Origin of the sequence: Klebsiella sp. MS 92-3 (assembly GCF_000195655.1) — a bacterium.
GTDB lineage: Bacteria > Pseudomonadota > Gammaproteobacteria > Enterobacterales > Enterobacteriaceae > Klebsiella > Klebsiella pneumoniae.
In genome coordinates this window covers 20,708-31,248 of sequence record NZ_GL882847.1, presented here as the reverse complement: position 1 = coordinate 31,248, position 10,541 = coordinate 20,708, and the positions used below count along the sequence as shown (strand labels likewise).

8 protein-coding genes are annotated in these 10,541 nt (G+C 54.6%); 1 reads left to right on the top strand and 7 read right to left on the bottom strand.

The window, feature by feature from the left end:
* Positions 1-95 precede the first annotated feature (95 nt).
* From ppiD to bolA, 7 genes are all read right to left on the bottom strand, one after another.
* A complete protein-coding gene (gene ppiD, locus HMPREF9538_RS05905; protein ID WP_020316524.1) occupies positions 96-1,970 on the bottom strand; it encodes a peptidylprolyl isomerase in 1,875 nt (624 codons plus the stop codon).
* 214 nt (positions 1,971-2,184) lie between these two features.
* Entirely contained in the window at positions 2,185-2,457 is a 273-nt protein-coding gene (gene hupB / locus HMPREF9538_RS05910; RefSeq protein ID WP_002444653.1) for a nucleoid-associated protein HU-beta, read from the bottom strand.
* 209 nt (positions 2,458-2,666) lie between these two features.
* The gene (lon, locus tag HMPREF9538_RS05915; protein ID WP_004151336.1) at positions 2,667-5,021 is read right to left on the bottom strand and encodes an endopeptidase La; all 2,355 of its coding nucleotides are present in this window, start codon (positions 5,019-5,021) and stop codon (positions 2,667-2,669) included.
* 183 nt (positions 5,022-5,204) lie between these two features.
* Complete coding sequence (gene clpX, locus HMPREF9538_RS05920) at positions 5,205-6,479, bottom strand: ATP-dependent protease ATP-binding subunit ClpX (RefSeq protein ID WP_002891807.1); 1,275 nt, start codon at positions 6,477-6,479, stop codon at positions 5,205-5,207.
* 250 nt (positions 6,480-6,729) lie between these two features.
* The gene (clpP, locus tag HMPREF9538_RS05925) at positions 6,730-7,353 is read right to left on the bottom strand and encodes an ATP-dependent Clp endopeptidase proteolytic subunit ClpP (RefSeq protein WP_002891804.1); all 624 of its coding nucleotides are present in this window, start codon (positions 7,351-7,353) and stop codon (positions 6,730-6,732) included.
* 309 nt (positions 7,354-7,662) lie between these two features.
* Complete coding sequence (tig, locus tag HMPREF9538_RS05930) at positions 7,663-8,961, bottom strand: trigger factor (protein WP_004147333.1); 1,299 nt, start codon at positions 8,959-8,961, stop codon at positions 7,663-7,665.
* A 345-nt stretch (positions 8,962-9,306) separates the two neighbouring features.
* Positions 9,307-9,624 carry a transcriptional regulator BolA gene (gene bolA, locus HMPREF9538_RS05935; RefSeq protein ID WP_002891649.1) on the bottom strand — a complete coding sequence of 106 codons (318 nt, stop codon included), beginning with the start codon at positions 9,622-9,624 and terminating at the stop codon, positions 9,307-9,309.
* A gap of 302 nt (positions 9,625-9,926) precedes the next feature.
* Here bolA and HMPREF9538_RS05940 point away from each other — a divergent pair, with 302 nt between their 5' ends.
* The gene (locus HMPREF9538_RS05940) at positions 9,927-10,505 is read left to right on the top strand and encodes a lipoprotein (RefSeq protein ID WP_002891647.1); all 579 of its coding nucleotides are present in this window, start codon (positions 9,927-9,929) and stop codon (positions 10,503-10,505) included.
* Positions 10,506-10,541 lie beyond the last annotated feature (36 nt).

Sequence of the window (10,541 nt, the reverse complement as noted above, 5' to 3'; positions counted from 1 at the left end):
AAAAAAAAAAAAAAAAAAAAAAGAAGGGGGGGCGCGAACGGGGGGCCCCCTTGAGGATTACATCGTGTTGCTCATTTTTGCGAGACGACGCGAAATTACTGCTGCTGGTCGATGCTGTCGCCGAGCTTAATTTTCGCCGCCTTGCGCAGGTTGCTCATCAGCGCTTCGAAAGCGATTTGGGCATTGTTCTGGGTGATCCCCTGAACCATGGCCTTCTTCTGCTCTTCCGGCATGCTGCCGGCTTTCACCTCATCCAGCGCTACCAGCACCACATCGCCTTGCATATTGCTGCCCACGCCGTAGACCGGTTTACCCTGCTGCGGCAGCGGCAGGGTAAATGCCAGCTGGCTCAGCGGATCCTGGCCGGTACGAGAAAGCGTCTGCGGCGCGCCAAAGCTCAGGCCAGCCGCCTTCATCGCTTCATCGCCTTTGCCGTCTTTCAGCGCCGCCAGCAGCTTGTCGGCCTCCAGTTTCGCCTGCTGTTCCGCTTTATTGTGCTTAACGATATCGCTAACCTGTGCCTTCACTTCGGCAAGCGGCTTCACCGCCTCGGCTTTGTGTTCGCTAATGCGCAGAACAAAAGCGCGATCGCCGTCAACGGTAATGATATCGGAGTTGCTGCCCGGCGCGCCGTTCTCACCCACCAGACCGCCGTTGAAAATAGCGTCAGCGACCGGTTTAAAGTTCAGCTCCTCCGGCAGGTTATCGCGGCCAAACCAGCCGGTTTCTACGACCTTCAGCCCGGCGACCTGCGCTGCGCTCGCCAGCGATTCATTATCGTTGCTGGCCGCATCGCTCACCTTCTGCTGCAGCGCGTAGTAAGCATCCAACGCTTTTTCCTGCTTCACTTTCGCCGCAATGTCATTACGCACGTCAGCCAGCGGCTTCACCTGCGCCGGCTGGACGTCGTCCAGACGAGCTACCAGGAAGCCAACCGAGGATTTGATCACGCCAGACAGCTGGCCTTTCTCTTTCAGCCCGGCATCTTTCAGCTCAGGCACGGTAGAGGCATCTTCCATCCACCCCATATCGCCACCGTTGCGGGCAGAGATAATATCGGTCGATTTTTCTTTCGCCAGCGTGGCGAAGTCCGCTCCTTTTTGCAGCTCGGCCAGTACCGCTTTCGCATCGGCTTCAGTTTTGGTCTGAATCACGCTGTAGCGGCTGCGCTGCGGCTGAGTGAACTGATCCTTGTGCTGGTCGTACCATGACTGAATCTCGTCGTCAGAGGCGCTCTCCTGCATGCTGGCGGCATCCATTTTGATGTAGCTGACGCGGAACTGCTCCGGCGCCATAAAACGGGCCTGATTCTGCTGCCAGAAGACGTTGATTTCCTCATCGCTGGCGGTCTGTTTTGCCGCCAGGGCATTTACGTTGATGGTCGCTTCGCGGACCACCCGCTGTTGAGATACCAGCGCCGCCAGCTGATCGGACTCGCCCGGCAGCATGAAGTCGGTACCCGCAATGGCGTTAATCAGCTGCTGCGTGGTCAGCTGGTTACGCAGCGCCTGGGCGTACTGATCGGTGGTCATCCCCATCTGGGCGACAATACCGCTGAAACGCTGGTTGTCGAACTTACCGTTCGTCTGGAACGCCTGGGTCTGGAAGATCGCCTGCTTCACCTGCTCATCGCTGATGCTGAGGCCCAGCTCGCGGGCATACTGATCCAGAAGCGACTCATCGATCAGGCGGTTCAGCACCTGCTGGCGCATGGTTTTCATGTAGTTTTCGTTCGCCGCCAGCTCGGAGAATTGATCGCCAAGCTGCTGCTGCATACGGTTACGTTCGCTGGCGACGGCGTTTTCAAACTGCCCACGGCCAATCTCCTGGCCATTCACTTTTGCGGCATAGTTTTTGCCACCGCCAATCAGGTAACCACTCACCCCGGTCAAAATGAACGAGACGATAATGATACCGAAAATAATCTTGAGCACGACGCTGTTGGCGGCCGTGCGTAGGTTGTCCATCATGGTGTAACAACGCTCCGCTGTAGATGACTTTAGCTCGCGCAGCATAGCACGTGATGGCCGCCGCGCGTGAGGACGTATTTTGACAAGAAAACAGGGTGATTGTCAGCCCACAAGTGGCGATAAACACACATAAAGTGGTCTGAAAAGGCAATAAAAAAGGCACATCTCACGATGCGCCCTTGTACTTCGTCACATTCCCTGACGGGAAAGCCGATCAGTTCACCGCGTCTTTCAGCGCTTTACCAGCACGGAAGCCCGGCACTTTTGCGGCAGCGATAGTAATTTCTTTACCTGTTTGCGGGTTGCGACCAGTACGGGCGGCACGTTCTTTAACAGCAAAGGTACCAAAACCTACCAGCGCAACGTCATCCCCAGCCTGCAGAGATTCAGTAACAGAAGCGATTAAAGCATCTAACGCACGTCCAGCTGCAGCTTTAGAAATGTCCGCACCCGCAGCAATTTTGTCAATCAGTTGAGATTTATTCACTGTTCTCTTCCTCTCTTTATAATTTATATCGCACCTGAGTCCTTCATAGTGCGACCGCGCAGCAGTTATATCAGGACTGTCATGCCCTTACAACAGCAGTTGTCGATGACCCCCCTGCCAGCGATCTAAGTTAGCTACACAAAAAAAGGCTGGCAAGTCCGAAATGACTTACCAGCCCTATTTTTATTAGCGCAATTTGCGCAGAATCACTATTTCGCGGTCACAACCTGCATGCCGAACGGTTCGTTCTGCAGCGCAAGTGTCAGAACTTCCTCGATTCGTTTCACCGGATGGATATCCAAATCGGCGATAACGTTATCCGGAATTTCTTCAAGGTCGCGTTTGTTCTCATCAGGAATCAGAACAGTCTTAATGCCGCCGCGATGCGCCGCCAGCAGTTTTTCCTTCAGACCGCCGATCGGCAGCACCTGACCACGCAGAGTGATTTCACCGGTCATCGCCACATCAGCGCGTACCGGGTTGCCGGTCAGGCAGGAGACCAGCGCCGTGCACATGGCAATACCCGCGCTCGGACCATCCTTAGGCGTCGCCCCTTCCGGCACGTGCACGTGAATGTCACGCTTCTCGTAGAAGTCGGCGTTAATGCCCAGCTTGTCAGCCCGCGAACGTACCACCGTCAGCGCAGCCTGAATCGACTCCTGCATCACCTCGCCAAGCGAGCCGGTGTAGGTCAGCTTGCCTTTGCCCGGCACGCAGGCGGTTTCGATGGTCAGCAGATCGCCGCCCACTTCCGTCCACGCCAGACCGGTCACCTGACCGACGCGGTTCTCACTATCGGCGCGGCCATAGTCGAAGCGCTGTACGCCGAGATAATCATGCAGATTCTCACCGTTAATTTCGATGTGTTTCAGCGATTTATCCAGCAGCAGTTGCTTAACGGCCTTGCGGCACAGCTTGGAGATTTCACGCTCCAGGCTACGTACCCCCGCTTCCCGCGTGTAGTAACGAATAATGCCGATAATGGCGCTATCGTCAACGGTCAGCTCGCCTTTCTTCAGCGCGTTACGTTCGATCTGCTTCGGCAGCAGATGACGTTTGGCGATGTTCAGTTTTTCATCTTCGGTATAGCCGGAGAGACGAATCACTTCCATACGGTCCAACAGCGGCGCCGGAATGTTCATGGAGTTGGAAGTCGCCACGAACATCACGTCGCTGAGATCGTAATCCACTTCCAGGTAGTGGTCGTTAAAGGCCACGTTCTGTTCCGGATCCAGCACCTCAAGCAACGCGGAAGCCGGGTCGCCGCGCATGTCGGAAGACATTTTGTCGATCTCGTCCAACAGGAACAGCGGGTTTTTGACCCCCACTTTCGCCATTTTCTGGATCAGTTTGCCCGGCATCGAGCCAATGTAGGTCCGACGATGACCGCGGATTTCCGCTTCATCGCGCACGCCGCCAAGCGCCATACGAACGTATTTCCGTCCGGTCGCTTTGGCGATGGATTGACCCAGCGAGGTTTTACCTACCCCCGGCGGTCCCACCAGACAAAGGATTGGCCCCTTGATTTTGTTCACCCGGCTCTGCACCGCGAGATATTCAAGGATGCGATCCTTCACGCGCTCCAGGCCATAGTGATCGGTATCGAGGATCTCCTGGGCCTGACGCAGGTCTTTTTTGACCTTACTGCGCGCATTCCACGGCACCTGCACCATCCAGTCGATGTAGCCACGCACGACTGTCGCTTCCGCTGACATCGGCGACATCATCTTCAGCTTCTGCAGTTCCGCTTCGGTTTTTTCTTTCGCCTCTTTCGGCATTTTCGCCGCGTCGATCTTACGCTTCAGCGCTTCGTTTTCGTCCGGGGCGTCGTCCATCTCGCCGAGTTCTTTCTGAATCGCTTTCATTTGCTCGTTCAGATAGTACTCGCGCTGAGATTTCTCCATCTGCTTTTTGACGCGGTTGCGAATGCGCTTCTCAACCTGCAGCAGATCGATTTCCGATTCCATCATCGCCATCAGATATTCCAGACGTTCGTTAACGTCGGACATCTCAAGCACAGACTGCTTGTCAGCCAGCTTCAGCGGCATGTGCGCCGCGATGGTATCCGCCAGGCGCGCCGGATCGTCGATGCTGTTCAGCGACGTCAGCACTTCCGGTGGGATCTTCTTGTTCAGCTTGATATAGCCTTCAAACTGGCTGATAGCGGTGCGAACCAGCACTTCCTGCTCGCGTTCGTCAATCGCCGGCGAGTCGAGATACTCCGCTTTCGCCGAGAAATGCTCGCCATTATCAGACAGCGCAGAAATGCGAGCACGCTGCAGCCCTTCGACCAGCACCTTCACGGTGCCGTCCGGCAGCTTCAGCATCTGCAAAATAGACGCCACGGTTCCAACGGTGAAAAGATCGTTTACACCCGGCTCATCCGTCGACGCTTCTTTCTGCGCAACCAGCATGATTTTTTTATCATGGTCCATGGCCGCTTCGAGGCAACGGATAGATTTTTCCCGCCCTACGAACAGGGGTATGACCATGTGCGGATAAACCACCACATCGCGCAATGGCAATACGGGGATTTCAATGCGTTCAGAACGCTCAGGATTCATAGAGCTCTCTCTTAGTTTAAAGTCCGCCAGGTAGCCGACGACGCCACACTCCACTGCATCGTCGTTAATATGTAATCCAGTATATGGGGATGTATTCCACACATTCAACGGCGGGAATGCAGGAAAAATAAAAGGGGAGATAAAATCCCCCCTTTTTGTTAACTGCTTGAGTGAAATGGTTAATTATTCACCAGATGCCTGCTGAGCTTCCGGTTTGCCGTAGATCAGCAGCGGTTTGCTCTGACCGGCGATAACCGACTCATCAATGACCACTTTTTCGACATCTTCCATCGAAGGCAGGTCATACATGGTATCCAGCAGCGCCGCTTCCACAATTGAGCGCAGGCCACGGGCGCCGGTTTTACGCGCCATCGCTTTCTTGGCGATAGCGTCCAGCGCTTCGTCGCGGAATTCGAGCTCTGCGCCTTCAAGGCTAAACAGCGCCTGATACTGCTTGGTCAGGGCGTTTTTCGGCTCTTTCAGGATCTGGATCAGGGCTTCTTCGCTCAGCTCGTTCAGGGTCGCCACTACCGGCAGACGGCCGATGAACTCCGGGATCAGACCAAACTTGATCAGATCTTCCGGCTCGACCTGAGCCAGCAGTTCCCCTTCGCTCGCTTTGTCGGACTTCGCTTTTACCGTCGCGCCAAAACCAATGCCGGAGCCGGTTTCCACACGGTGGGAAATCACTTTGTCCAGGCCAGCGAACGCGCCGCCGCAGATAAACAGGATCTTGGAGGTATCAACCTGCAGGAACTCCTGCTGCGGATGTTTACGCCCGCCCTGCGGCGGAACGGCGGCAACGGTCCCTTCGATAAGCTTCAGCAGCGCCTGCTGCACGCCTTCGCCTGAGACGTCGCGCGTAATCGACGGGTTATCGGATTTACGCGAAATTTTGTCGATTTCGTCGATATAAACGATGCCGCGCTGCGCTTTCTGCACGTCGTAATCGCACTTCTGCAGCAGTTTCTGAATGATATTTTCGACGTCCTCACCCACATAACCGGCTTCGGTCAGGGTAGTGGCGTCCGCCATGGTAAACGGCACATCCAGCAGGCGCGCCAGCGTTTCCGCCAGCAGCGTTTTACCGGAACCGGTCGGCCCGATCAGCAGGATGTTGCTTTTACCCAGCTCTACGCCATTGCTGGTATCGCCATTGCGCAGACGCTTGTAGTGGTTGTATACCGCGACCGCCAACACCTTCTTCGCCTGTTCCTGACCGATGACGTAGTCATCAAGGTGGTGGCGAATCTCGTGCGGCGTCGGCAGCGCGCTGCGCTCGCGGTGCGGCGCCACTTCTTTAATCTCTTCGCGAATGATGTCGTTACATAAATCAACGCATTCGTCGCAGATATACACGGATGGCCCGGCGATCAGCTTACGCACTTCATGCTGGCTTTTGCCGCAAAAAGAGCAATACAACAATTTGCCCGATCCATCTTTGCGTTTATCTGTCATGAGTCCAAACCTCTTTTTAAGTTCTTTGTGCCGCACACGACGACGCAAATGCCATTCTCAGGCGCAAGCCGCCATATAGCGTTGTGCCGCCCTTCATTAGTATATACACAAAATCCTTCGCGCTACATCGAGCCGGTAGCGAAGCCACCGGCCGCAAGCCTGCCAGACAAGCGGCCGAATAAAAGCCAACCGCTCGCACAGACGTAGCGAGAAGGATGAAGCGTAAAGCGGCACCCTTGCGCCTTGGGCATCAATTACGATGGGTCAAAATAGAGTCGACCAGCCCGTACTCCACGGCTTCCGCAGCAGACAGGAAGCGGTCACGCTCGGTGTCACGCTCAATCTGCTCAAGAGACTGGCCGGTATGATGCGCCATCAGCTCATTCATGCGTCCTTTCACCTTCAGGATTTCACGGGCGTGGATCTCAATATCCGTCGCCTGTCCCTGATAGCCGCCCAGCGGCTGGTGGATCATCACGCGGGAGTTCGGCAGGCAGAAGCGCTTGCCTTTCGCCCCGGCGGTCAGCAGGAACGCGCCCATAGAAGCGGCCTGCCCCATACAGATGGTGCTGACATCCGGCTTGATGAACTGCATGGTGTCATAAATCGACATCCCGGCGGTGATTACCCCGCCCGGAGAGTTAATGTACAGGTAAATGTCTTTTTCCGGGTTTTCCGCTTCCAGAAACAGCATCTGCGCCACGATCAGGTTTGCCATGTGGTCTTCGACCTGGCCGGTCAGAAAAATGACGCGTTCCTTAAGCAGACGGGAGTAGATATCAAAAGAACGTTCACCGCGTGAGGTCTGTTCAATGACCATCGGCACCAGGGCCATATGGGGTGCAAAGTTGTCTCGTTCGCCACTGTATGACATTTCCGTCTCCTGGAGTAATTTTAAAATACCTGCTGCACTGATTGTAACCTTACGGACGGATTATCAGCCACAGTTTCTATCCGCTGAATGCGTCACCGCCTCTTCAATACGCGTGCGATTGCGGATGCAGTTGCCTCCCCCGGTAATGGGGATGGTGTTGCCATATTTCAAGCATAACAAGCTTTTGCTGTAACGCTATCATGGTTAATGCGTTTTCGCACCGTGCCTGTGGCTATCATTATCTTAAAAAAAAACCCGCCGCCTTTCGGCAACGGGTTTTTGCTCGAACCTTAAACGATAGCGGCGAAATTACGCCTGCTGGTTCATCAGTTCGTTGAAGGAAGTGGCTTTTTCAGACACTTTGGCTTTCGCCAGCACGGCTTCAACAGCCTGCTCTTCCAGCGCCACGTTGCGCATATTGTCCATCAGCTCTTTGTTCTTGCTGTAGAACTCAACGACTTCAGACGGATCTTCGTACGCAGAAGCCATCTCTTCGATCAGGGCTTTTACGCGCTCTTCGTCAGCTTTCAGCTCGTTGGTGCGGATCACTTCGCCCAGCAGCAGACCAACAACGACGCGACGTTTAGCCTGCTCTTCGAACAGCTCGCGCGGCAGTTCCAGAGCCTGTTTCTCGTTGCCGCCGAAACGCTGAGCAGCCTGACGACGCAGCACGTCGATTTCGCTGTCGATCAGGGCAGCCGGAACGTCGATCTCGTTGGCTTTAACCAGACCTTCGATAGCCTGAGACTTCACGCGGTTACGCACAGCGCCTTTCAGCTCGCGTTCCATATTTTTACGCACTTCAGCGCGCAGGCCAGCGACGGAACCATCTTCCACGCCGAAACGTTTGATGAACTCTTCGGTCAGCTCAGGCAGTTCACGCTCTTCGACTTTCTTCAGGTTGATAACGAACTTAGCCGCTTTACCTTTCAGGTTTTCTGCGTGGTACTCTTCCGGGAAGGTCACGTCGATGGTGAACTCTTCACCCGCTTTGTGGCCTTTGATACCGTCTTCGAAGCCCGGGATCATGCGACCCTGGCCCATCGCCAGTACGAAGTCAGAGGCTTTGCCGCCTTCGAACTCTTCGCCGTCAACAGAACCGGTGAAGTCGATGGTTACGCGATCTTCAGCGTCAACCGCGCCTTCTTTTTCTTTCCAGGTCGCCTGCTGCTTGCGCAGAGTTTCCAGCATGGTATCAACGTCAGCGTCGGTGACTTCAACAACCGGTTTTTCAACTTCGATCGCGTCCAGACCCTGCAGTTCAACTTCCGGATACACTTCGAACTCTACCGCGTAGGTGAAGTCTTCGCCCAGTTTGTATTCGCCCGGAACGTAGTTCGGCGCGCCGGCCGGATTGATTTTTTCTTTGATGATCGCGTCAACGAAATGACGGCTCATCAGGTCGCCCAGCACGTCCTGGCGAACGGAAGCGCCATAGCGCTGAGCAACAATATTCATCGGCACTTTGCCTTTACGGAAGCCGTCAATGCGAACTTTTTTCGCTACGTTGACCAGCTCGCTTTTGACAGCATTCTCGATGCTGTCAGCGGCGATAGTAATCGTTACACGGCGCCCAAGGCCCTGAGTGGTTTCAACTGAAACTTGCATCTTGTTACCTCAAAAAAATCACAGTGCTCGGTCAACTCTGGAAGCGCGTGTAGGTGGCTTCGCAGAACCGGGATGCCCTCTTCAAATCAGAAACACATTCCCTGTCGTCAGAATCATCCCGAAGACATTCATATATAAGACGCGGCATTATAGCGGCATCACTTTTGTGAGTCGAGAACGGTTGTCGCCTGATGCTGCGGCATTTTTCACATTTCCCGCTCAAATTTGCCCGCAAAAGCGCTGACTTTGCGCATTTTCCAGGCAAAACAAAACGGCCCGTAGGCCGTTTTTGCTAAATCTGCAAGCAACATACTGGAAAAGCGCCAGCGGTTGCAAATGGGATTTCTAAGCGATACTCCCTGCGCCGCGGCACGGCGGCGAAGCAAATACCGTATCCTGTAATGCTTCCCATTCTTTAATCGTATAGGTGTGCAGCGCCAGGGCATGCACCGTATTCGACAGCTCCTCGGTTAGCGTGCCGTAGATCATACGGTGGCGATTGAGGAAACGCTCGCCAGTGAAGCGATCGCTCACTAACACCACTTTAAAATGACTTTCAGAGCCCGCAGGGACGTTGTGACGATAACTTTCATCCACGACTTCGAGATACATCGGGTCGAACGCTGCTCTAAGTTTTGCTTCGATCTGTTCACGTATCATCATGAATTTTCTCCTCCGACAACGCTGAGATGCCGCCACTCCATTTAAATGTTAGCCGCTTTTACCGCTTCCATTAGGAGAAAACAACAAAAAATTAGCATTGTTCTGATATTTTCATTCAAAAGTATCACGTTTACTGGCTCTGGTCGCCAAATCCGTCGGGGAACGAGCCATTAACCGTGGCGGGACGCTCAGAAAACCGCCAGCACGATGGATTTACACGCGTTGCCACTTCCCCTTGCCGTTGGCAATGCTATGATGGCGGTAATTTTCCTTATAACAACACCATGCGTTGAGACCTGAACATGCTTAAGAAGATTCTTTTCCCGTTGGTCGCCATGTTTATGCTGGCAGGATGCGCCACGCCGCCGACCACCATTGAAGTATCGCCGAAAATCACGCTGCCGCAGCAGGATCCAAGCCTGATGGGCGTGACCGTCAGCATCAACGGCGCCGATCAGCGTCCGGACCAGGCGCTGGCGAAAGTGACGCGTGACAATCAGCTGGTCACTCTCACCGCCTCCCGCGATCTGCGCTTCCTGCTGCAGGAAGTGCTGGAGAAACAGATGACGTCTCGCGGCTACATGATTGGCCCGAACGGCGCGGTCGATCTGCAGATCATCGTCAACAAACTCTATGCTGACGTCTCTCAGGGTAACGTGCGCTATAACATCGCCACCAAAGCCGATATCGCCATCATCGCCACCGCGGCAAACGGCACGAAAATGACCAAAAACTACCGCGCCAGCTACTCCGTTGAAGGCGCCTTCCAGGCCTCGAACAAAAACATCGCTGATGCCGTCAACAGCGTCCTGACCGATACCATCGCCGATATGGCGCAGGACACCAGCATCCACGATTTCATCAAGCAAAACGCGCGTTAATGCTATCGCGAACCCGGCCTCCGCCGGGTTCGTGCT